Origin of the sequence: Lachnospira intestinalis, assembly GCF_040095895.1 — a bacterium.
GTDB classification, from domain to species: Bacteria; Bacillota; Clostridia; order Lachnospirales; family Lachnospiraceae; genus Lachnospira; species Lachnospira intestinalis.
Genome location: NZ_JBBMFS010000004.1, coordinates 124,237 through 146,663 on the forward strand (window position 1 = coordinate 124,237; position 22,427 = coordinate 146,663).

General features: G+C 39.6%; 22 protein-coding genes and 1 pseudogene. All 23 read left to right on the forward strand.

Going from position 1 to position 22,427, the window contains the following annotated elements; genetic code table 11:
* Positions 1–329 precede the first annotated feature (329 nt).
* The 23 genes and pseudogenes from WMO37_RS06190 (at position 330) to WMO37_RS06300 (ending at position 22,403) form a co-directional block, all read left to right on the forward strand.
* Positions 330–1,337 (forward strand): LacI family DNA-binding transcriptional regulator, encoded by a 1,008-nt coding sequence (locus tag WMO37_RS06190; RefSeq protein WP_022431522.1) that lies wholly within the window; start codon positions 330–332, stop codon positions 1,335–1,337.
* A 24-nt stretch (positions 1,338–1,361) separates the two neighbouring features.
* Positions 1,362–2,732 (forward strand): ABC transporter substrate-binding protein, encoded by a 1,371-nt coding sequence (locus tag WMO37_RS06195; RefSeq protein ID WP_227090228.1) that lies wholly within the window; start codon positions 1,362–1,364, stop codon positions 2,730–2,732.
* Between the two features lie 120 nt (positions 2,733–2,852).
* Complete coding sequence (locus WMO37_RS06200; protein WP_227090229.1) at positions 2,853–3,797, forward strand: carbohydrate ABC transporter permease; 945 nt, start codon at positions 2,853–2,855, stop codon at positions 3,795–3,797.
* Between the two features lie 3 nt (positions 3,798–3,800).
* Positions 3,801–4,676, forward strand: coding sequence for a carbohydrate ABC transporter permease (locus WMO37_RS06205; protein WP_227090230.1), 876 nt, complete (start codon positions 3,801–3,803; stop codon positions 4,674–4,676).
* 275 nt (positions 4,677–4,951) lie between these two features.
* Entirely contained in the window at positions 4,952–5,389 is a 438-nt protein-coding gene (locus tag WMO37_RS06210; protein ID WP_227090231.1) for a Fur family transcriptional regulator, read from the forward strand.
* The gene (locus WMO37_RS06215) at positions 5,370–6,452 is read left to right on the forward strand and encodes a metal ABC transporter substrate-binding protein (RefSeq protein ID WP_349154588.1); all 1,083 of its coding nucleotides are present in this window, start codon (positions 5,370–5,372) and stop codon (positions 6,450–6,452) included. Before WMO37_RS06210 ends, WMO37_RS06215 begins: the two co-directional genes overlap by 20 nt.
* Before the next feature lie 61 nt (positions 6,453–6,513).
* Positions 6,514–7,227, forward strand: coding sequence for a metal ABC transporter ATP-binding protein (locus tag WMO37_RS06220; protein WP_022431516.1), 714 nt, complete (start codon positions 6,514–6,516; stop codon positions 7,225–7,227).
* A 1-nt stretch (position 7,228) separates the two neighbouring features.
* A complete protein-coding gene (locus WMO37_RS06225) occupies positions 7,229–8,068 on the forward strand; it encodes a metal ABC transporter permease (protein ID WP_436970269.1) in 840 nt (279 codons plus the stop codon).
* 200 nt (positions 8,069–8,268) lie between these two features.
* Positions 8,269–8,418, forward strand: a complete 150-nt coding sequence (locus WMO37_RS06230; RefSeq protein WP_227090235.1) for a hypothetical protein — start codon at positions 8,269–8,271, stop codon at positions 8,416–8,418.
* A 144-nt stretch (positions 8,419–8,562) separates the two neighbouring features.
* On the forward strand, positions 8,563–8,862 hold the full coding sequence (locus WMO37_RS06235) for an ArsR/SmtB family transcription factor (protein WP_022431514.1): 300 nt from the start codon (positions 8,563–8,565) through the stop codon (positions 8,860–8,862).
* Entirely contained in the window at positions 8,859–9,857 is a 999-nt protein-coding gene (locus WMO37_RS06240) for a permease (protein ID WP_022431513.1), read from the forward strand. The genes WMO37_RS06235 and WMO37_RS06240 overlap by 4 nt, the downstream gene beginning before the upstream one ends.
* Positions 9,858–9,870: 13 nt before the next feature.
* Positions 9,871–10,224 (forward strand): thioredoxin family protein, encoded by a 354-nt coding sequence (locus tag WMO37_RS06245; RefSeq protein ID WP_022431512.1) that lies wholly within the window; start codon positions 9,871–9,873, stop codon positions 10,222–10,224.
* Entirely contained in the window at positions 10,224–10,604 is a 381-nt protein-coding gene (locus WMO37_RS06250) for an arsenate reductase ArsC (protein WP_022431511.1), read from the forward strand. Before WMO37_RS06245 ends, WMO37_RS06250 begins: the two co-directional genes overlap by 1 nt.
* 587 nt (positions 10,605–11,191) lie before the next feature.
* Positions 11,192–11,638, forward strand: a complete 447-nt coding sequence (locus tag WMO37_RS06255) for a MarR family winged helix-turn-helix transcriptional regulator (protein WP_227090236.1) — start codon at positions 11,192–11,194, stop codon at positions 11,636–11,638.
* A 12-nt stretch (positions 11,639–11,650) separates the two neighbouring features.
* Entirely contained in the window at positions 11,651–13,012 is a 1,362-nt protein-coding gene (locus WMO37_RS06260; protein ID WP_022431509.1) for an MATE family efflux transporter, read from the forward strand.
* 219 nt (positions 13,013–13,231) lie between these two features.
* Entirely contained in the window at positions 13,232–13,450 is a 219-nt protein-coding gene (locus WMO37_RS06265) for a hypothetical protein (protein WP_227090237.1), read from the forward strand.
* A 29-nt stretch (positions 13,451–13,479) separates the two neighbouring features.
* The gene (locus WMO37_RS06270) at positions 13,480–14,223 is read left to right on the forward strand and encodes an AI-2E family transporter (RefSeq protein WP_496111645.1); all 744 of its coding nucleotides are present in this window, start codon (positions 13,480–13,482) and stop codon (positions 14,221–14,223) included.
* A gap of 366 nt (positions 14,224–14,589) precedes the next feature.
* Positions 14,590–15,072 carry a GNAT family N-acetyltransferase gene (locus WMO37_RS06275; RefSeq protein ID WP_022431504.1) on the forward strand — a complete coding sequence of 161 codons (483 nt, stop codon included), beginning with the start codon at positions 14,590–14,592 and terminating at the stop codon, positions 15,070–15,072.
* 56 nt (positions 15,073–15,128) lie between these two features.
* Positions 15,129–15,346, forward strand: a pseudogene (locus WMO37_RS06280) (arsenate reductase family protein); the annotation flags it as partial.
* Between the two features lie 420 nt (positions 15,347–15,766).
* Complete coding sequence (locus tag WMO37_RS06285) at positions 15,767–16,855, forward strand: 6-phosphofructokinase (protein WP_349154590.1); 1,089 nt, start codon at positions 15,767–15,769, stop codon at positions 16,853–16,855.
* A gap of 41 nt (positions 16,856–16,896) precedes the next feature.
* Positions 16,897–18,987: a polyphosphate kinase 1 gene (gene ppk1 / locus WMO37_RS06290; RefSeq protein ID WP_349154591.1), complete on the forward strand. Its 2,091-nt coding sequence runs from the start codon at positions 16,897–16,899 to the stop codon at positions 18,985–18,987.
* A 149-nt stretch (positions 18,988–19,136) separates the two neighbouring features.
* A complete protein-coding gene (locus WMO37_RS06295) occupies positions 19,137–20,018 on the forward strand; it encodes an undecaprenyl-diphosphate phosphatase (RefSeq protein ID WP_227090241.1) in 882 nt (293 codons plus the stop codon).
* 264 nt (positions 20,019–20,282) lie between these two features.
* Complete coding sequence (locus WMO37_RS06300; RefSeq protein WP_349154592.1) at positions 20,283–22,403, forward strand: purple acid phosphatase family protein; 2,121 nt, start codon at positions 20,283–20,285, stop codon at positions 22,401–22,403.
* Positions 22,404–22,427: the final 24 nt, after the last annotated feature.

Consider the following 22,427-nt stretch of genomic DNA (forward strand, 5'->3'; position numbering starts at 1 on the left):
GGAAAAAATACGTGCCATTTAACGAAAACGATTAAGAAATGCCGGAAAATAAAAAGTCTGCCGGGCTTATACACTAGTATATGCAGAAAAACAGATAGAAAATAATCATATTTATCTCTAAGCTGAGTATATTTTAATAAAAAGAAAAATGCAATGTTGAAATGAGAAAAACAGAAAAATAGTCAAAATGCACAAAAGTGTATATACAAAATGCACTAATTTTATAAAATGTCAAAAAAGAGTTGCATTTAAAATAATAACATGCTATATTGAATTTACGAAAACGATTAAGTAACTATTAACGGCTCAGACAAACGAGGTAAGTGACTATGGTATCTATGAGAGATATTGCAGACAGATGTAAAGTATCTGTTGCAACGGTCAGTAAAGCGCTGAACCATCATAGTGACATCAGCGAGGAAACCAGAAAGCGGATTCAGAAAGCGGCAGATGAGATGGGATATTATCCGAACTCGGCGGCGAGGGCATTAAAGACACACCGTTCCTATAATATTGGCGTTCTTTTAAATGACAAAGCAAACAGCGGTCTGACGCATGAATATTTTTCAGCGGTGCTTCAAGGTGTCAAAGTCGAGGCAGAAAGCTGCGGATACGATATTACATTTATTAATACGCACAGCAAGACAATGACTTATTATGAACATTGTAAATATCGTAATCTCGATGGAGTTGTTATTGCATGTACGGATTTTGAGTGTGAGGAAGTGAAGGAAGTTGTCAACGGAACGATTCCCACGGTAACGATTGACTACGTATTTAACAGCTGCACTTCGGTAAGCTCGGATAATGTAAAGGGGATGAGAGATTTAGTCCGGTATGTATATGAGATGGGACATCGCAGGATTGCTTATATACATGGAGAGGATGATTCGGAGGTAACAAAGCAGAGATTAACATCATTTTACAGGACACTTGAGGAATTGGGGATTGAGGTACCGGATGAATACGTGAAATCATCAGAGTATCTGAATTCAGTCAAAGCAGAACAGTTCACAGATGAACTGCTGGATATGAAAGATGCACCGACCTGCATATTTTATCCGGATGACCTGTCGAATACCGGAGGACTCAATGCAGTCCGCAAAAGGGGTTTAAAAGTGCCGAGGGATATTTCGACGGTAGGATATGACGGTATTAAATTATCGCAGATGTTAAGCCCGAAACTTACCACACTGCGGCAGGATACGATGGAGATCGGAAAGAAGGCAGCCAAAGAACTGATAGCGGCGATTGAACGTCCGAAGACGACACTGGTAAAAAGAGTTATAGTTGAAGGAACTCTGATAGAGGGTGAAACTGTCAGAGATATCAGCTAAAGGGGTTTTTGAGGAGGTATTATTATGAAGAAGGGTAAATTTACAAGTTTAATGCTTGCGGGAATGATGGCAGTGACAACACTTGCAGGATGCGGTTCGGGAGGAAAACAGGCCGCTTCAAAGGTTGATACAAGTGAGGCAGCACAGGGAAAAGTATTGAATATCTACTGCTGGAATACAGAATTTCAGGACAGATTTGAATATTTTAAAAAGTCCGGAAAGCTTCCGTCAGATGTAAAAGTAAATTTCGTGGTTACACCGAATGAAAACAACGCATACCAGAATGCACTGGATGCAGCACTTTTAAAACAGAATGACGTACCGGCAGATGAAAAGATTGATATTTTCCTGATTGAAGCCGATTATGCGTTGAAATATGTTGACAGTGATTACACACTGGACGTTGTCAATGACATCGGACTTTCAAAGGATGCACTGGCTGACCAGTATCAGTACACCAAAGATATCGTAACAGATTCAAAGGGCGTACAGAAAGGTACAACATGGCAGGCAACACCGGGATTGTTCGCATACAGACGTTCCATTGCAAAAGATGTTCTCGGCACGGATGATCCGGATGCAGTACAGGCACAGCTTTCTTCATGGGATAAGTTTAATGCCGTAGCTGAAAAGGCATCTGAAAAAGGTTATAAGATGCTTTCCGGATATGACGATGCCTACAGAGTATTCTCAAACAACGTATCTGCACCGTGGGTTGATTCCAATAATAAGATTGTCATTGATGACAACATTATGAAATGGGTTGACCAGACAAAGACCTTTACAGAAAAAGGCTACAACAACAAGTCTTCACTGTGGGACAATGTATGGCAGGCTGACCAGGGTCCGAAAGGAAATGTATTTGGATTCTTTTATTCAACATGGGGTATTAACTTTACACTTCTTGGCAATGCATTGGAAACACCTGTAAAAGAAGGCGGTAAGGAAGAAGTCGGCAATGGTATTTACGGGGATTATGCCGTATGCCAGGGACCACAGAGTTACTACTGGGGCGGTACATGGATTTGTGCAGCAGCCGGAACCGATAATCCGAACCTGATTAAAGAAATTATGCAGACAATGACCTGCGATAAGGATACAGAAGTCCAGATTACAAAAGATACACAGGATTACACCAATACCATTTCTGGCATGAATGAACTTGCAAACAGCAATTTCAAGTCAGACTTCCTTGGCGGACAGAACCATATTAAACTCTTTGCAGAAGCTGCACCGAAGATTAATATGAAGAATATTTCAGCATATGACCAGGGATTAAATGAAGAATTCCAGAAGGCAATGAAGGATTACTTCGACGGAAATGTTACAAAAGACAAGGCACTTGATAATTTCTACAAGGCCGCAACAGAGAAATACCCGAATCTGACACATTAATAACATGACAGTATAAGGTGACAGGCACGCCTTGAAATCATTGAATTGTTATCAGAATAAAGCTGGTTTCAAGAAACGGGTTTCAGGGCGTGCATTTGTTTACCGGAAATGGAGGGCGGCATGAAAAGAAAAAGAAGATCAAAATGTGTAAGTTATGCAAAGTGGGGATATATATTTTTGATACCGTTCTTTCTGGTATATTTTATTTTTCAGCTGCTTCCGCTGATTTCCACTTTCTATAACAGCTTTTTTGAAAATTACAGAGTGGGTCTTATGCAGATAGGACCAAAGTTTGTAGGATTACAGAATTATAAAGAAATACTATTTAACAGCGAATTGCCGATTTATTTGAAAAATACGTTTATTATCTGGATGATGGGCTTTATTCCGCAGATGTTTTTCTCACTGCTGCTTGCATCCTGGTTTACGGATTTGCGATTGAGATTGAAATGTACGGGATTCTTTAAGACCGTTATTTATATGCCGAACCTGATTATGGCATCTGCATTTTCAATGCTGTTTTACACCATATTTTCAGATGTAGGCCCGATTAATAACCTGCTGAATTCCATGGGACTTCCTACATACCGGTTTCTTTCGGAAGTTGCAGGCGCGAGAGGTCTGATTGCACTGATGAATTTCCTCATGTGGTTTGGTAATACGACCATTGTTTTAATGGCAGGTATTATGGGAATTGATACCAGTATTCTTGAAGCTGCAAGAATTGACGGGGCGAATTCTATTCAGATCTTCAGACGCATTACACTTCCGATTATCCGTCCGATTATGGCATACACCCTTGTAACGTCGCTGATTGGTGGTATTCAGATGTTTGATGTTCCGCAGATTTTAACAAACGGTAACGGTAATCCGGACAGAACGAGCATGACGGTTATTATGTATCTGAATAAGCATTTATATAGTAAGAACTATGGCATGGCAGGTGCGTTATCCGTGATTTTGTTTATCATTACGGCGATACTGAGTGTTGCGGTATTTAAGTATGTTACCAAAGATATGGTAAACGTAGGGGAAAAGAAAGTTAAAAAGGCAAAGGGGGTATAGATTATGAGCGCTGTCAGCAAAAAGAAATCCGATAAAAAGGATAAAATCATCTTGAATATACAGAGAACTTTGTGCTATATCGTATTAATTATCATTTCTATACTGTGCCTGTTTTCTTTTTACGTACTGCTGATTAATACGACAAGGTCCCACCCGGATATACAAAAAGGATTCTCTTTAATTCCGGGAAAGTCATTTTTTGTCAATCTGACGAATCTGTTGAAGGATAAACAGCTTCCGGTCTTAAAGGGAATGTGCAACAGCCTTCTGGTAGCTTCCGGTTCGGCAGTGCTTTCCGTATATTTTTCGGCACTGACGGCATATGCAATCCACGCATATGATTTCAGGTTTAAGAAAGCAGCATTTACCTTTATTATGGTCATCATGATGGTGCCGACACAGGTATCTGCACTTGGTTTTATTAACCAGATGAGCAACATGCGGTTGATGAATTCATTTATTCCGCTGATTATACCGTCCATTGCATCACCGGTTGTATTCTTCTTTATTAAGCAGTATATGGACAGCGTGCTTCCGATGGAGCTGGTTGAAGCAGCCCGGATTGACGGAGCGCATGAATTCAGAATCTTTAACCAGATTGTACTGCCGCTGATGAAACCGGCAATTGCCGTGCAGGCGATATTTACATTCGTGTCATCATGGAATAATTACTTTATTCCATCCCTGCTGTTAAACAAAGACAGTAAAAAGACACTTCCGATTTTGATTGCGCAGTTAAGAAGTGCCGACTTCTTAAAGTTTGATATGGGCAAGGTCTATATGATGCTTGGCTGTGCCATCTTACCGGTTATCATCGTTTATCTGTGCCTGTCAAAATTTATTGTACGGGGCGTTACACTTGGCGGTGTGAAAGGTTAAGAGTAAAAATACAATTTAAAATCCGGGATTTACAAAAAATGACGAGGAAAGCGTCCGTGTTTTTGTAAATCCCGGATATTTTATTGCCGGAAAATGAATTTGCAAATGTTTTGCAAATCTGTTGACAGTACGAAATGAATGTGCTACAATTCCAAAATGCAAATGATTTGCAAATTGGTAACAGCAAGCTTCACTTGTTGTTGGCAGTATTGTGCCGCAGGCATTAAAATGCCTGTGGAATGGAGGATAGCACAAAAAAGAATCGAGGAAAAATCATGCAGAACGGTTATAAAACCAAAAGCAGAAGCTATATTATGGAGTTTTTTACGGCACACAAAGAGCAGATTGTCAGTGCGGCGGATATTCACCATTATTTAGAGGAGAACGGCAAGCAGGTCAATCTGGCAACGATTTACCGGAATCTCGACAAGATGACGGACGAAGGCATTTTGTTAAAATATAAGACCGCAAAAGATGAACATGCGGTTTACCAGTATACGGACGGACACCCGGAATGTCACGAACATCTGCATTTACAGTGCGTGCGCTGTGGACGGGTGATTCATCTGGAATGTGGATTTATGAAAGATATCCGGGCACATCTTGAGGAACATCACGGATTTGCCCTGGAGTGCAGCAGTTCTGTGCTGTACGGAATGTGCAGGGAATGTAAGGAAATGGAGAGCGGCAGTCATGAAAAGAATCATGAATAAAATAAAAGAAAAAAGCGCTGTTATATGTGCGTTTCTGCTGTGCATAACGTCTATCGCGGCAATGGCGGGCTGTGGGAAACTGCCTTCGTCTTTTGTGACTTCGGATAAAATCAAAGTGGTATGCACGACATTTCCGCAGTACGACTGGGTGCGGCAGATTTTAGGAGAGAACGGTGACGAATTCGAGATTAAACTGCTGACGGACAACGGTGTGGATATGCACAGCTACCAGCCGTCCACGGCGGATATTGCGGCAGTGGCTTCCTGTGACGTGCTGGTGTACACTGGAGGAACATCTGAAAACTGGGTGACATCGGCATTAAAAGAAGCGGTAAATCCCGATATGACCGTTGTAAATCTCATGGACTATTTAGGCGATTCCGTAAAAGAGGAAGAACTGGCAGAGGGTATGCAGGGGGACAGCCACGGACACACCCACAGCCATGCACAGGAAGACGATGACCATGACGAGGCACATGACGGCAGTCATGACCACGGTGAAGAACATCATCACGAAGATGAAATCGAATATGATGAACACATCTGGCTTTCCGTAAAAAATGCAGAAAAGATTGTGGAAGAATTAACAAATGTTCTTGCCGGGAAAGATACCAAACACGCACAGGCAATCCGGGAAAACGCAAGCGCTTATCAGAGCCGGTTAAATGAACTGGATACACAGTATGCGCAGGCTGTACAGAGCGCAAAGCATGACACCGTACTGTTTGGTGACCGCTTCCCGTTCCGCTATCTGGTTGACGATTACGGAATCAATTACTATGCGGCATTTGCGGGGTGCAGTTCGGAAACCTCCGCAAGCTTTAAAACGGTCGTTTTTTTATCCGGAAAAATCGACGAACTGGGACTGTCCAAAGTGCTGGTGATTGAAAATTCGGGAGAACAGGTGGCAAAGACTGTTATTGAAAATACAAAAAATAAAAATGCCGAAATCCTGACACTGGATTCCATGCAGTCTGTCACGAAAAAGCAGATAGCGGACGGATACACGTATCTTTCAGCAATGGAGAAAAATCTTGAGGTCTTAAAGGCGGCATTAAATTGATGATAAAAAATCTGTGTATTGAGAATTTATGACGGCAGATACACACTGGAAAGGAGCAGTTATGGCTTATATAACATGTGAAGATCTGGCACTGGGCTATGAAGGAAAAGCAGTGACAGAGCATATACATTTTACGGTAAACAAAGGGGACTACCTTTGCATTATCGGTGAAAACGGTGCTGGAAAAAGTACGCTGATGAAGACACTGTTACGTCTGATACAGCCCATTTCGGGAACAATCGAAACGGGGGACGGACTGTCAGCCTATGAAGTCGGCTATTTGCCACAGCAGACGGCAGTGCAGAAGGATTTTCCAGCATCGGTTATGGAGATTGTGCTGACGGGAACGTTAAATAAAAGCGGCTGGAAGCCGTTTTACAGCAGACAGCAGAAAAATGAAGCGCGGCAGAATATGGAAAAAATGGGTATCTGGAATTTAAGAAACCGCTGTTACCGGGAGCTTTCCGGCGGGCAGCAGCAGAGAGTCCTGCTTGCAAGGGCGCTGTGTGCCACAACCAAGCTGCTTCTTTTAGACGAACCGGTGGCAGGACTGGACCCGAAAGTAACAGCTGAAATGTATCAGCTCATTGAACAGCTTAACAAGAGCGGTGTTACGATTATTATGGTATCGCATGATATTCAGGCGGCGTTAAAATATGCGAGCCACATTTTACAGATAGGTAAAAAACAGCTCTATTTCGGCTCAAGCAAAGACTATCTGGAAAGTGACGCGTGGAAATTATTGGAAGGAACGGAGGAGAAAGACAATGAGTGATATGATAACAACACTGGCATTTTATATGCGTTTTCCGTTTGTGCGTTATGCGTTGATTGTAGGTGTGCTGATTGCGCTGTGCTCCTCACTGCTCGGCGTAACGCTGGTTTTAAAAAGATTTTCGTATATCGGTGACGGACTTTCGCATGTCGCATTCGGCGCAATGGCGGTGGCGGCGGTTTTGAACCTGACCAATGACACCCTGCTTGTCATGCCGGTGACGGTTGTGGCGGCGATTCTATTACTGCGCACCGGTCAGAATACCAAAATCCACGGAGATGCGGCAATCGCCATGCTTTCCGTCGGTTCGCTGGCTGTCGGCTACCTTTTGCTGAATCTGTTTTCGACATCAACGAATATTAACGGGGATGTGTGCGGAACGCTGTTTGGTTCAACGTCCATTCTGACACTGACGACAGCCGAGGTATGGCTGTGTGTAGCGGCTTCGGTCGTGGTGATATTTATATATGTTTTCTTTTATAATAAGATATTTGCCGTTACATTTGATGAAAATTTTGCAACGGCAACCGGCATGAAGGCAGAACGCTACAACCTGCTGATTGCCGTGGTAACGGCAGTGATTATCGTGCTTGCAATGAACCTTGTCGGTTCCCTGCTGATTTCGGCACTGGTGATATTTCCGGCGCTGTCTGCCATGCAGGTGATTAAAAATTTCAAAGGTGTAGTCATCTGTTCTGCTGTGATTTCGGTGCTGTGTGCGTTATTCGGTATTCTGGCATCCATACTGTTTTCAACGCCGGTCGGCTCAACGATTGTGGCGGCGGATATTGTTGTGTTTGTTGTAATGGCAGTTATCGGAAAATGCGTTGCCGGAAGGTGATTTTAAAAAGTGATTTACGATGATATATTTTATGAAAGAACCGGTATGGGAGTGAAATCCTGTACCGGTTCTTTTTTGCTGTTTTGACAGCAGAGAATGATATTGTTTTTTTCATATATAATGGGCAAAAAGGTAAAAATTGGAATGCATACTGATACTGTGTATACATTCAAAATACGATTAAACAAGAGGAAAGAACAATGGGTTACACAACATTAAATAAAGATGAAAAAGAAGAAGAAAAAAAGGTTCTAATTCTTTTCACGCCCACCTTCTTACCCTTCGGACAAGAAGTATCCCTCGCTCAAAGAACTCGGTCAATTCCGATTTTCTTAATTCAACAAATTTAAATTTTCACGATAAATAAGAGTATATAAATAAGATGAAAAAGAATATGAGTCAGGTGATTCATATTCTTTTTCAAATCACATTGACAATCATCTATGTATTGTATATAATGACATATAGATAAATATCTATGCGAGGTGACTGAAATGAATACTATGGATGTTGCACTTATTTGTAAAGCTCTTGGAGATAGCAATAGACTTCAAATTGTACAAATGTTATCGGAGGGCGAAAAATGCGGCTGTAAACTTTTAGAAGCTTTTAAAATTACCCAGCCAACTCTTTCTCATCATATGAGAATATTAACAGAGTGTGGTTTGGTAAATGCACGTAAGGAAGGAAAATGGAGTCATTATTCTTTAAACTGTGAAACATTGAAGGAATATAAACAGTTTATTGAAGGGTTATCCTGCACTGATGGTAAAGGGGGCTGTTGTAATTCATGATTTGGGAGTTTATTCAGAATCAGATATTGGGAATGAAGTGGCTTAATGAACTGATAGGAAATGCACTTACCATGATGGGATTAGATATAAATACCAGAGTGGGTGGCAGCATTCAATTTTTTATTTATGATGTTCTGAAAATTACAGTGCTGCTCTGCTTCTTAATCTACATGATTTCCTATATCCAAAGCTACTTTCCTCCGGAAAGAAGTAAGAAGATCATGGGAAGATTTAAAGGTATCTCTGCACACTGCATAGCAGCTTTGCTTGGAACGGTCACACCGTTTTGTTCCTGCTCATCTATTCCTTTGTTTATAGGATTTACAAGTGCAGGACTTCCGTTAGGAGTAACCTTTTCCTTTTTGATTTCATCTCCTATGGTTGATCTTGGCAGTTTGATTCTTTTGATGAGTATTTTTGGAACAAAGGTTGCAGTGGTATATGTTATATTCGGACTTGTGATTGCAGTAGCTGGTGGTACCCTTATTGAAAAAATGCACTTAGAAAATTATGTGGAGGCATTTGTAAGAAATGCAAGTGCAGTGGATATTGATTCTCCAACATTAACACAAAAGGAAAGATTGGAATATGCGAAAGACCAGGTAGTATCTACATTCAGAAAAGTATTTCCTTATATTGTGGTAGGTGTAGGTATTGGTGCATTGATTCATAACTGGATTCCGGAAGTTTGGGTAGAAAGTATTCTTGGAAGTAATAATCCTTTTGGCGTAATATTAGCAACCTTAATCGGAATTCCCATGTATGCTGACATTTTTGGGACAATACCGATTGCAGAGGCTTTGCTTGCAAAAGGTGCCCAGCTTGGAACTATTTTATCTTTTATGATGGCGGTAACCACATTGAGCCTTCCATCTCTGATTATGCTAAGAAAAGCAGTTAAACCAAAACTTCTTGGAATTTTTATTGCTATCTGTGCAATCGGAATTATAGTTGTTGGTTATGTATTTAACACATTACAATATTTTATGATATAAAAGGAGAATGATTATGGCATTATTTGGATTAGGTAAGAAGAAAGACGAAACAAAATCATCATGCTGCTGTGGTGGAACCTGCACGCCTGAGACAATGGAAAAGGCAGAAGAAAAGAAAAACAGTATGGGGGTAAAGATTCTTGGTGGTGGTTGTGCAAAATGTAATCAGCTTGAAGCTGCAACGGTAGAAGCGCTAACTGAATTAGGTATGGATACAACCATTGAACATATTAAAGAATGGGGAGAAATTGCCTCTTATGGAGTAATGACAACACCAGCTTTGGTTATTGACGGAAAGATTGTTTCCTTTGGCAAAGTATTAAAGAAAGAAGAGGTTATTAAGATTCTCAAAGAGGTCAGAGGATAATGGAAAAGAAGAAAATTGCTTTTGTTTGTGTTCATAATTCATGTAGAAGCCAGATAGCTGAGGCATTAGGCAATCATTTGAGAGGCAATGATTTTGAATGCTATTCCTGTGGAACAGAGACTAAACCACAGATAAACCAGGATGCGGTCAGACTGATGAAAAAGTTATACGGGATTGATATGGAAGAAAAACAGTTTAGTAAAACTTATGATAAAATTCCGACACCTGATATTGCTATTTCAATGGGATGTGATGTGGGATGTCCGTATATTGGCAGATATTTTGATGATAACTGGGGATTACCAGATCCAACAGGACAGAGTGATGAAGTCTTTAAAGAAGTAATTAAGCAAATTGAAGAAAAAATCATGTTATTATAAAAAGAGAAAACTTCCAGTTGAACAAAATCGCTGCGCGATGGCCTGCCAAGGCTGTGGCGCAGTTTTTCTACTTTTTCTAAAAAAGGCAGTTGCTTCTTTTCTTAAAAATAGTTATTGTTAAGTTACCACACAAAACATAACACAAAAGAAAGAATCACTGCCTATGAAAATAATACCATTACTAGGCTGCTTTCACAAGCAGTTTTATTTTGCAAATGCACCTCCATGATAGGTAGTTTCTATTATTTGTCATTCAATATGGTGGGTTTCTCTTAATAATAGGATTAGGAGCGTATTTGTTCATAAAGCACCTCGCTAACCCGTTGTTGTTATGGAACATTTCAAACGGGGTTCAAAGTTATTATATGATTTTATGCCCTACTCTTTTGCTGATTTTGTTTTTGGGCTTCATTACAGTTACAAGAACCCTCAAAATTTTAATGTATTGGAGCAATTATTTTTTGATAGATGTGTAAGTGATTAAAAGAATATCTATATTGAGCTAGATTTATTAGAAGATTAATAGCATCTTGACAGGATAAAAAAAGCGGTGTATATTATTAAAGTTCAAAAACGAACAGTTCAAAATGAAAGAAGGTGCATTTGTGAAAAATTATTTTGCACATTGTGTTGATGTAGAAGAATTGTATGAAAATATGGTATCTCCTGTTTGTGAAAAATACGAATTGACTTATATGGAGTTTACAGTTCTTATGTTTTTAGCAAATAATCCCCAGTATGATACAGCTACTCAAATTGTTAGATATCGTCATCTTGCTAAATCCCATGTATCTGTTTCAATTCGCTCTTTACAGGAAAGAGGATTGATTTTAGGGGAACATAAGGGAGGGAATCACAGAACCATTCACTTAAGTGTTGCTGGCAAAGCAACAGATATTATTGCAGCCGGGCGTGCGGCACAGAACAAATTTTGTGAAATAGTATTTGCAGGATTTTCAAAGAAAGAAATGGAAAAGCTGCAACAGTTTACAGAGCAGGTAAACAGAAATATCAAGGAATATACGAACAGTTAGGAGAGGTTTATCGTGGAAAATAACAAGGATTTTTTAGGTACGCAGCCCGTTGGAAAACTGCTTTTTAAGTTGGCAATTCCTACGGTGATAGCACAGTTGATCAATATGTTGTATAACATTGTTGATAGGATCTTTATCGGGCATATATCGGATGCAGGCAGTCTTGCTCTGACGGGTGTCGGTGTGACCATGCCTATTATTATGATTGTGTCGGCATTTGCAGGACTTGTAAGTTCAGGAGGTGCGCCACGTGCTTCTATTTCGATGGGAAAAGGAGATATGGACAGTGCAGAGCAAACGCTTGGTGGATGTTTTCTTTTACAGGTAATTGTTTCAATCGTTCTGACAGTGGTACTTTTACTGTTTGGAGAAAATTTGCTGTTAGCTTTTGGAGCCAGTGAGAACACCATTTCGTATGCTGCTTCATATTTGAATATTTATGCTTTTGGAACGTTATTTGTGCAGTTGACCTTGGGCATGAATGCATTTGTAACTGCTGAAGGGTTTACAAAGATATCCATGGTATCCGTTGCTATCGGAGCAATTCTAAACATTGTGCTTGATCCGATTATGATTTTTGGATTAAATATGGGTGTTCGTGGTGCTGCTTTGGCAACTGTTATTTCGCAGGCAGTTTCATGTATCGTCGTTGTGGCATTTTTGTGCAGTAAGAAATCAATACTTAGACTGAAACGTAAGAATTTGAATATAAAGCCCAAAGTTGTGTTCCCGTGCATTGCGCTTGGAACTGCAGCATTTATTATGCAGGCGAGTGAAAGCGTTATATCCGTATGCTTTAATTCTTCCCTGCTGAAATATGGCGGAGATATTGCGGTAGGTGCAATGACGATTCTTACCAGTGTCATGCAGTTTGCAATGCTTCCTTTACAGGGAATTGCACAGGGAGCGCAGCCAATTACAAGTTATAATTATGGAGCAAACAATACGGAACGTGTAAAAAAGACTTTTCGTGTTTTATTAACAGTAAGCCTGATTTATTCTGTCACACTTTGGCTGGCTGTAATGCTTATGCCACAATTCTTTGTGAGCATTTTTACTCCGGAGACAGCGATGATCGAGTTCGCATCAAAAGCTCTGCGTATCTATATGGCAGTCATGTTTTTATTTGGTATTCAGATTGCATGCCAGATGACCTTTACAGCTCTTGGCAATGCGACAAGTTCTATCATTGTGGCAGTTACAAGAAAATTTATTCTGCTGTTACCATTGATTTATATTATGCCACATATGGTTTCAGACAAAACCATGGGTGTTTACCTTGCAGAGCCGGTAGCAGATTTCATAGCAGTAACCTTTACTGCAATTTTGTTTTATTTCCAGTTTAGGAAAGCGATGAACAAGATTGAATCGTAGTTTATATAGTCGTTAAGGGGAAATTTTCTTCTTGGCGGCTATTTTTTATAAAAACGTAATAAATATTGATAAGCTGACACAGGGGGTTACCTTGATTTGTCTTTTGATAGATTTTCCAAGACTTGCAATTTTGCTGTTTGGTCTTCTTATTAAGGAATTTTTACTTGGAATTATGGAATTGTATTCTATTAAGAAGACGGGTGTGGTACATGGTGCGAATTGGCATGGAAAACTTACAACCTGTATGATATATGTAACTTTATTTGTACATATCTGGTGGCATTGATGAATCTGGGAACGGTGCTGTCCTACATGGGTAAAGTGGTCAGTATTGTAATGCCTGTGATTGTAGGCGGGATTTTGGCGCTATTTATTCATGTACCTATGAAAGGAATTGAAAACAGACTGCTTAAATTAAGAGCTTGTATGATCAGATAGAAGCAAGTATTCCGCAGTGGATTACATATATGAATAGTCATAATATCAATGCGGCATGGCTGGAGGAATTAACAGCAGATATCAATATGGAACAGATATTACAAAACTTTTCAACACAGATTGATTCCATGTTAACGAATGTTGCGAGTGTTTTATCCTCTACTGTGAAAGGACTTATAACTGCCAGTTTTGCATTTATTATAGCTGTCTATATTTCACTGGATGGCAAAAGAGTGGGACGGCATGCAACGAAGTTAATTACAGCATATTTGAAACCGTCATGGGCTGAATGGATATTACATGTTTGCAGGACATTTCGCAGAATCTTTGGCAATTTTCTGACTGGACAGTGCACAGAGACAGTCATACTAGGTTTCCTTATGTGTATAACATTTTCAATTTTTAAATTGCCGTATGGAAGTTTAGTTGGATTGCTGACAGCAGTATGTGCCATTATTCCTTATGTTGGTGCATTTATTTCCAGTGCGGTAAGTATTTTCCTTACGTTGCTGGTGACCCCATCGTTAGTAATAAGGTGCCTTATTGTTTATAGTATGACGCAATTTGTGGAGAACCAGTTTATTTATCCGAGAGTGGTAGGAAGTTCTGTAGGTTTACCACCATTGTATACGTTAATCGCTGCTATGATTGGTGGCAAATTATTTGGAATTATTGGTATTATTTTCTTCATTCCGTTGGCTGCTGTTGCCGTCGAACTTGTAAAAGAGGATGCAGCAAAGCGTCTACATTATAATAAAAAACATATTGCATAATAGAAGGTACTTATGAGGAATGAAAAATTAGATTTGCTCGTAACTTTTGATAAAAACTATATAGAGCCTTTTAAGGTAATGCTGGGTTATGCAAAATACTGTATTTCTCCATTTTTGTGGAAAGCAAAAACCGTGGAAGTCAAAAAGCCAATCGTTTTTCGGTACTATACAAACATTATATGAAACTTGCGGAAGGATAATCGAAATGTAAGGACATATATTATGAACAAAATTACATATCAGGACATATTTTGGCTGTTTATGAATGGGGACCATTCAATATCGTTTATGGAATTGGCATTCCGGTGTTTTATGTAAGCAGCATGAGATAAACATTAATGCTCTGTGGAAAGAGAGGTTTTTTGATTGAATGAGAAGAATATAGAGTATCGTTCTGAAAATTTCTATATAAGGAAAACCGACGATAGAGATTATGATAATTTTAGGAAAGTGTGCGAAGCTGAATATCTTATTGGTCGAATATATAAACATCAGCCAAAGATTGCGATGAAATGCTTCTGGGAGACTTTATTCGAGGGCGAGGATATTCATTATTCGATTTTCCTTCAAGATGGGGAGTTTTTAGGAAGAGTCAGTTTGCAATATGGAAGATGCAAATATCCGGAGATTGCCATTGTAGTAGTAAAGAAGTATCAGAATCAGGGGTATGGTTTTAAACTACTGAAAGAATGGTGTAGTTGGGTGCATGAAGTGTATGGATATAGCAGACTTGATATTTTAATAGATGCAGAAAATGAGCCAAGTATAAGGCTGTTTAGAAAACTAGATGTTAAATGGGATTCAAAAGATAGCGATGTTCTTGAATGCCATATAGAATTACCTTTGTAAATCGGAAAAATTGCAAAGGAATATTATGTTACAATTTATGGTAAAAGGTGATTTTAATGAACATACAGATATTTGGAACCAAGAAATGTAATGATACAAAAAAGCGGAACGATTTTTCAAAGAACGAGGTATTAAGTATCAGTTCATTGACATGAAGGAAAAAGGAATGTCTAAAGGTGAATTCAATTCGGTGGCTCAGGTTAATGGTGGCATTGAAAATATGATTAACTGGGATGGCAAGGATAAAGATACACTTGCACTGATAAAGTATATTCCTTTTCGGTATACATTCCGTTCTGCTTCCTCCAACGCATCATAATCCTGATAATACAGAAAGCTGGTCAAAGGCGAAAAGAAAAAAGCCTTCAATTACAAGAATATAAAATCCGTCTATACGATAGTATTTTTTGAAACAAGTATCAAAGAATTTCATGAATATCCACAAAACTACATTCACAAATTTAAACAGCAGTCAGACACAGGATTAGAACTGGAATTATTGCAAAAATATGTGTTCATACCGCTTGACATTTTCCATGGAATCTACCACAATGATGGTAAGAGTAACGGGAAGAGCGGTGTGATTGCAAAAAGCAAAAAATAATATTTTACACAGATTTCACACTAATAAGATAGTGGATTTTACATACATTTTATATCATAGAACAGAATCAGAAAAAGAGGAGGTTTCCATATGCTTAGAGTAGGAATGTTAACCAGTGGCGGAGATTGTCAGGCGTTAAATGCAGCAATGCGGGGTGTGGCAAAAAGTCTTTACGAACAGTGCAGCGAGGTCGAAATTTATGGCTTTGAAGACGGATACCGAGGACTGGTACGCGAACAGTATCATGTAATGAAGCCGGGAGAGTTTTCCGGAATATTAAATAAAGGCGGTACGATTCTTGGAACGTCCCGTATGCCGTTTAAGCGGATTCATGAGCCGGATGAAGACGGAAGGGATAAAGTAGCATGTATGATTGAAACCTACAAAAAGCTTTCACTGGACTGCCTTGTAGTGCTGGGTGGAAACGGTTCTCATAAGACAGCAGATTTATTGTCAAAAAAGGGATTAAATATACTGACAATGCCTAAAACTATTGATAATGATTTGTATGGGACAGACGTCAGCTTCGGATTTCAGTCTGCGGTAGATATTGCGGCAAATACAATCGACTGCATACATTCTACTGCGGCATCCCACAGCAGAGTATTTATTGTAGAACTGATGGGACATAAAACAGGCTGGCTGACCCTTTATGCAGGTATGGCAGGAGGAGCCGATATTTTACTGATTCCGGAAATACCATATGATTTAGAGGTTGTTGCAGAGGCTATTCGTAAAAGAACAAAGGCAGGAAAACATTTTACGATTATTGCAGCGGCGGAAGGTGCGATTTCCAAAGAGGAAGCAGCACTTTCAAAATCTGAATTAAAAGCAAAAAGAAAGAAGGAGAATTATCCTTCGGCTGCATATCGAATCGGAGCAGAGATCCTTCAAAAGACAGGTTTGGAGGTTCGTGTGACCGTTCCGGGGCATGTGCAGCGGGGCGGACAGCCGTGTGCCTATGACAGGGTTCTTGCGACAAGGCTGGGAGCGAAGACCGCAGAACTCATTTTGCAGAAAAAATATGGTTATATGACGTGTGTAAAAGAGAATAAGATAGATATTATTCCGATCAGCGAAGTGGCAGGAAAGACAAAGCTGGTTGACATGGATTCAGATATTATCAGACAGGCAAAGTTTGCAGGACTCAGTTTCGGAGATGAACCGTGTGGTATATAAGGGGTTAGAAGTGTAAATATGATTACGGATGGGAGAAGAAGATGATGGATAAAGCAAAAGGGTTGCATACCCATAAACCATATTATTATAACAGGGAGCTTTCGTGGCTGAAATTTAATGAACGGGTGTTAGATGAGGCGATTGATAAAGAAGTGCCGCTTTGTGAGCGGTTATCATTTGTATCGATTTTTCAGAGTAATCTGGACGAATTCTTCATGGTGCGAGTGGGAACACTGACTGACCAGATGATTTTTTCGGCAGATGCAAGAGATAATAAGACACAGATGACAGCAAAGGAACAGCTGTCGGAGATTTTCACATCGGTAGGCGAACTGCTTCGTAAAAAAGACCGGGCGTATCTGAATCTGATGTCAGAAATCGGTGAATACGGTATAGAGTTAATCAGTTTTAATGACATTGAATTTGCAGATGCTGTTTATCTTGAAAATTATTTTAAACATTCGATTATGCCGTTACTTTCTCCGCAGATTGTCGGAAAAAAGCAGCCGTTTCCATTCCTGCGGAATAAGGAAATCTACGCGGTTGCATTGTTAAAGTCTAAAAATAATGAAAAACTCGGAATTGTACCATGCAGCAGCGAGGTTTTTAAGCGCTTGATACCGATACCTTCAGATAAAAATAAATATATGCTCGTAGAAGAATTAATTCTGCATTTTATGCCACAGATTTTTTCAAAATATACGATAAAAAGTAAATCTTTAATCCGTATTATCCGGAATGCAGATATTGATGTTGATGATGCGTTTTATGATGAAGATTTGGATTACCGCAACACCATGGAAAAAATGATCAGGGAAAGACGAAAGCTGTGTCCGGTTAAAATGGAGTATTCACGCCTGTTAGATGAAAAGGTCATCGTGACACTCTGCAAGGAGTTAAAGCTGAATAAAGACCAGATTTATTATTCGGAAGCACCGCTTTCCATGTCCTTTATTTCACAGATACGCGATAAGCTGCATGGCAAAAAGGATTTGTTTTACGTGCGCAGAGTGCCGCAGAATTCCCGCTATGTACGCAGTTCACTTTCGATGATGGAGCAGATTGAAGCGGGGGATATTCTGCTTAGTTATCCGTTTGAGAGTATGCAGCCGTTTATCCGCCTGTTAAATGAAGCAGGGGAAAATGAAAAGGTCGTGTCTATTAAGATGACGCTCTACCGTGTTGCGAAAAACTCACAGATTGTAGAAGCACTGATTAATGCTGCGGAAAACGGAAAAGAAGTTGTTGTACTGGTGGAATTAAGAGCGCGGTTTGATGAGGAGAATAACATTGAGTGGTCGCGTCGGTTAGAGGACGCAGGCTGTCGGATTATTTACGGTATTGACCACATTAAGGTTCATTCCAAGCTGTGCCTGATTACGTATTGTGACGGAACAGAAGTCAAGCACATTACACAGATTGGAACGGGCAATTATAATGAACAGACTGCCAAGCTGTATACGGATTTATCCCTGATGACAGCCAATCAGGATATTGCAGAGGAAGCAGCACAGGTATTTAACAGACTGTGTATGGCACAGGTTATGGAAGAAACCCATCATCTTTTAGTTGCGCCGAAGTGTCTTCAGAATAAGGTACTTGATTTTATTGAAGAAGAAATATGCCACGCAGATAACAATGAACCGGCATATATTGGTGTGAAAATGAATTCGCTTACGGATAAGACGATTATTGATAAGATGGTTGAAGCCTCTCAGCATGGAGTAAAAATTGATCTGGTTGTAAGAGGTATCTGCTGTCTGATTCCGGGTATTGAAGGATACACAGAAAATATCAGGGTTATCAGTATTGTGGGACGGTATCTGGAACATTCCAGAATCTATATTTTCGGTACGCCGGAGCGGGATAAGATGTTTATTTCTTCCGCTGATTTTATGACGAGAAATACGGTAAAGCGTGTTGAAGTTGCCACACCAATTTATGATACGGCAATTAAAGACCGTGTGCGTACGATGTTCGGCATTATGTTGCACGATACGGTAAAGGGCAGGGAACTCTGCCGTGACGGCAATTATTACCGCAGGGAAAAACCGCAGGAGGAAAGTGAAGTGATTTCATCACAGGCATATTTTTCCAATGAGGCGTACTTAGCAGCATCAAAAAATGTTTAAGAACTGTTTAGAAATGGTTTGAATTTAAACAGATGCGGACAAATTTTGCTGTATTTTTGCCGTAAAGTATTATATAATATGTTTGTTTGTGCTACAGGTGCGTAAGCGGGCATAAAATAAAGAAGAAAGGTAAAGATACGGAGAATTTTATGGAAATATTAGAGTTATTAAAGGCAGTACTTTTTGGTATTGTCGAAGGTATTACAGAGTGGCTTCCAATCAGCAGTACCGGGCATATGATTTTGTTCAATCAGTTTGTCAAGCTGAATGTATCAGAGGATTTTTGGAAACTGTTTGAGGTTGTAATCCAGTTTGGTGCGATTCTGGCAGTTGTGCTGCTGTTCTGGAATAAGCTTTGGCCGTTTACTACAAAAACGGTGAAGGTACACCGCAGTAAGAATGAAACGGGTTCCCGTTTCCAGACAAAGAAAAAAGTGTGCTGGAAACGTGGCGCACTGGATATGTGGCTTAAAATTATCGTAGCCTGTATTCCGGCAGCGATTGTCGGCATCTTATTTGATGATTTGATTGATGAACTGTTTTATCATCCGATTCCGGTTGCAGTTGCACTGATTGTAGTAGGTGTTATTTTTATCATTGTAGAAACGGTCAGGGGAAAGAAAAGACCGACAACGACAAGTATTGATGCCATTACATATAAAGAAGCTGTTATTATCGGATTATTCCAGCTGGCAGCGGCTGTTTTTCCGGGTACATCCCGTTCCGGTGCAACGATTGTCGGTGCGTTAATGATTGGCGTATCCAGAGCGACAGCGGCAGAATTTACATTTTTCCTTGCTGTGCCGGTTATGTTTGGTGCAAGTCTTTTAAAGGCAGCCAAGTATATACTTGCAGGTATTGCAATGACTGGCGGTGAAGCACTGATTCTTCTTGTGGGAACAGTAGTAGCGTTTATCGTATCGGTATTTGTTATCAAATTCCTGATGGGCTATATTAAAAAGCATGACTTTAAGATATTTGGCTGGTACCGCATTATACTGGGTATTCTTGTCATTCTGATTTTAAGATAACATCAGAAAATGAAATGTTTGATGTTGTAAAACAATTATATTAAAAATATTTTAAAAGACATAATCTTTGTGAGAAATGAAAATGTATCTGAAAGTATAGATACATCGTTGTATTTCATAGAGATTATGTCTTTTTATTTTTCCAACATTTCAGAAAGATTTACAAGGCATTTACAGGACAATTATTTGTTTTTTACTTTCCAATAGTAAAGTAAAGAATGTAATTCATTATTACAGCAACGCATAATTGGAGGAAAAGAAAAGATGAGAAAAACAAGAAAACTGGTATCAGCAGTACTTGCAGCATCAATGGTTGCAGGAATTGGAATGGGTTCTGTAGAAACCTATGCGAGAAGTTCAATGAGAGCCGCATGGAACGATGCTTCAAGCAGTAAGACGACAGGTACAGCAGTAAAAGATGCCTGTTATGTAGAAGATGGAAGTGAAACAGCAGAAAAGACGGCTTATTCTAATGTTTATGCAGATAGCGCCGAATGGGCTGCATGGCAGGAAAAGTGGAAAACAATCCGCAATAACTATGAGCAGATTGCATTGACACCGGGTGAAAATGCTACAAAGATGAATTTTGCATGGTATTGTGTGACAGAAGAAATACCAAAGATTAAATTGATGGATTCACAGGGCAGGGTGATTCAGGAAGTACAGGGACAGCAGAATTTGGCCAATAAGGAAACCATAACGGAAAATGATAATGTTATTACATTGATTCCGAATAAAGTTACAGTATCCGGACTTGCAGAAAACACATCATATCAGTATCAGTATTATCTTGACGGAGCATGGTCAGATACTTATACATTTGAAACAAAATCTACAGAAAATTTCTCAGTCATGTATGTCGGAGATCCGCAGATTGGAGCTTCTGTAGGACAAGATGATAATTCTAAGGAATATCATGCAATGAATGATGCATATAACTGGAATCATACATTAAGTAGTGCATTATCTGCACACAGTAATGTCAGCATCATTCTTTCAGCCGGTGACCAGATTAACCAGACGTCGGTATCAAAAGATGCAGATAAGTTAGAACAGCAGATTGAATACGCAGGATTTTTATCAAGTCCGCTGCTTCGTAGTATGCCGGTAGCAACAACAATCGGAAACCACGACTCAAAATCAGTCAATTACAGTAATCATTTTAATAATCCGAATACGGCAACATCGGTAGCAACAACAGAAGGAAAGACAGATGCCGGTACAGATTATTATTTTACTTATGGTAATACATTATTTGTTTCCATTGATACAAACAACTATAACTGCGCAACCCATGAAAATGTAATTAAAGAGGCGGTAGAAGCCAATCCGGATGCAACATGGAGAGTATTAATGTTCCACCAGGATATTTATGGTTCCGGATATGACCATTCAGATTCTGACGGCATTGTACTTCGTACACAGCTGACACCGATTATTGACAAATACGATTTCGATGCAGTTTTACAGGGTCATGACCATACTTATTCAAGAACGTATCAGTTGTCATCAGACGGACAGACACATTCTTCTTATCAGTCTGCTCCTAAGACGAATACAGATGATTTCAGTGCATATTTAGGTGATAATGCCTGCTACAACATTTTAACAAATATTGAAAATAAAAATAATGTCGTTAATCCGGAAGGAACGGTATATTTTGAAGCTAATTCAGCAACAGGCAGTAAGTATTATCAGTTAATCGGCACACAGCAAAATTACATTGCTGCAAGAAGCCAGAGCTGGCGCCCAACCTATTCAGTGATTGATTTTACAGAAACAACACTGACCGTTAAGACCTATGATGCAGCAACCAATACAGAATTAGTGGCGGACGGAAATATAAAGACATCATATACAATTGTAAAATCAGTTGAAAAAGAAGATTTGAAGAAAGAAATTGAATCAGCAGAGGTAAAGCTGGGAGAAGTAAAGGCAGCAGGCACTTATACAGAAGAATCTGTACAGAAGCTTTCTGATACAATTGATGCAGCAAAGGCAATTTATGAGAATGCAGAAAGTACAACAACAGACGTGGCAAGTGCGGTGACATCCCTTCAGGAAGCTGTAAGTGCATTAAAAGCCGTGGATAACGGTGAAAACGGAAACGATACTGATAACAATATATCTTCCGGTGACAGTACATCTGATGGTAATAATGCCGGAAATGCCGGTACAGCAGACGATAATGCCGGAACTTCCGGTAACGGACAAACTTCAGGAAACAGCACAACTCAGACCGGCACTGCAACAACAGCAAAGTCCAATGTACAGACCGGAGATAACGCTTTTCCAACAGTGCTGTGGTTCTCACTGGGTGCGGCTTCACTGGCAGGTCTTGGCTATATTGCCGTAACTGAGAAAAAAAGAAAGAATGAGAATTAGTGCGAAAAACTGACGTTATAAAGG

Coding starts and splice junctions, on each gene's coding strand:
- WMO37_RS06190 (WP_022431522.1), top strand. CDS start 330: ATGGTATCTATGAGAGATATTGCAGACAGATGTAAAGTATCTGTTGCA.
- WMO37_RS06195 (WP_227090228.1), top strand. CDS start 1,362: ATGAAGAAGGGTAAATTTACAAGTTTAATGCTTGCGGGAATGATGGCA.
- WMO37_RS06200 (WP_227090229.1), top strand. CDS start 2,853: ATGAAAAGAAAAAGAAGATCAAAATGTGTAAGTTATGCAAAGTGGGGA.
- WMO37_RS06205 (WP_227090230.1), top strand. CDS start 3,801: ATGAGCGCTGTCAGCAAAAAGAAATCCGATAAAAAGGATAAAATCATC.
- WMO37_RS06210 (WP_227090231.1), top strand. CDS start 4,952: ATGCAGAACGGTTATAAAACCAAAAGCAGAAGCTATATTATGGAGTTT.
- WMO37_RS06215 (WP_349154588.1), top strand. CDS start 5,370: ATGAAAAGAATCATGAATAAAATAAAAGAAAAAAGCGCTGTTATATGT.
- WMO37_RS06220 (WP_022431516.1), top strand. CDS start 6,514: ATGGCTTATATAACATGTGAAGATCTGGCACTGGGCTATGAAGGAAAA.
- WMO37_RS06225 (WP_436970269.1), top strand. CDS start 7,229: ATGATAACAACACTGGCATTTTATATGCGTTTTCCGTTTGTGCGTTAT.
- WMO37_RS06230 (WP_227090235.1), top strand. CDS start 8,269: ATGGGTTACACAACATTAAATAAAGATGAAAAAGAAGAAGAAAAAAAG.
- WMO37_RS06235 (WP_022431514.1), top strand. CDS start 8,563: ATGAATACTATGGATGTTGCACTTATTTGTAAAGCTCTTGGAGATAGC.
- WMO37_RS06240 (WP_022431513.1), top strand. CDS start 8,859: ATGATTTGGGAGTTTATTCAGAATCAGATATTGGGAATGAAGTGGCTT.
- WMO37_RS06245 (WP_022431512.1), top strand. CDS start 9,871: ATGGCATTATTTGGATTAGGTAAGAAGAAAGACGAAACAAAATCATCA.
- WMO37_RS06250 (WP_022431511.1), top strand. CDS start 10,224: ATGGAAAAGAAGAAAATTGCTTTTGTTTGTGTTCATAATTCATGTAGA.
- WMO37_RS06255 (WP_227090236.1), top strand. CDS start 11,192: ATGAAAGAAGGTGCATTTGTGAAAAATTATTTTGCACATTGTGTTGAT.
- WMO37_RS06270 (WP_496111645.1), top strand. CDS start 13,480: ATGAATAGTCATAATATCAATGCGGCATGGCTGGAGGAATTAACAGCA.
- WMO37_RS06285 (WP_349154590.1), top strand. CDS start 15,767: ATGCTTAGAGTAGGAATGTTAACCAGTGGCGGAGATTGTCAGGCGTTA.
- ppk1 (WP_349154591.1), top strand. CDS start 16,897: ATGATGGATAAAGCAAAAGGGTTGCATACCCATAAACCATATTATTAT.
- WMO37_RS06295 (WP_227090241.1), top strand. CDS start 19,137: ATGGAAATATTAGAGTTATTAAAGGCAGTACTTTTTGGTATTGTCGAA.
- WMO37_RS06300 (WP_349154592.1), top strand. CDS start 20,283: ATGAGAAAAACAAGAAAACTGGTATCAGCAGTACTTGCAGCATCAATG.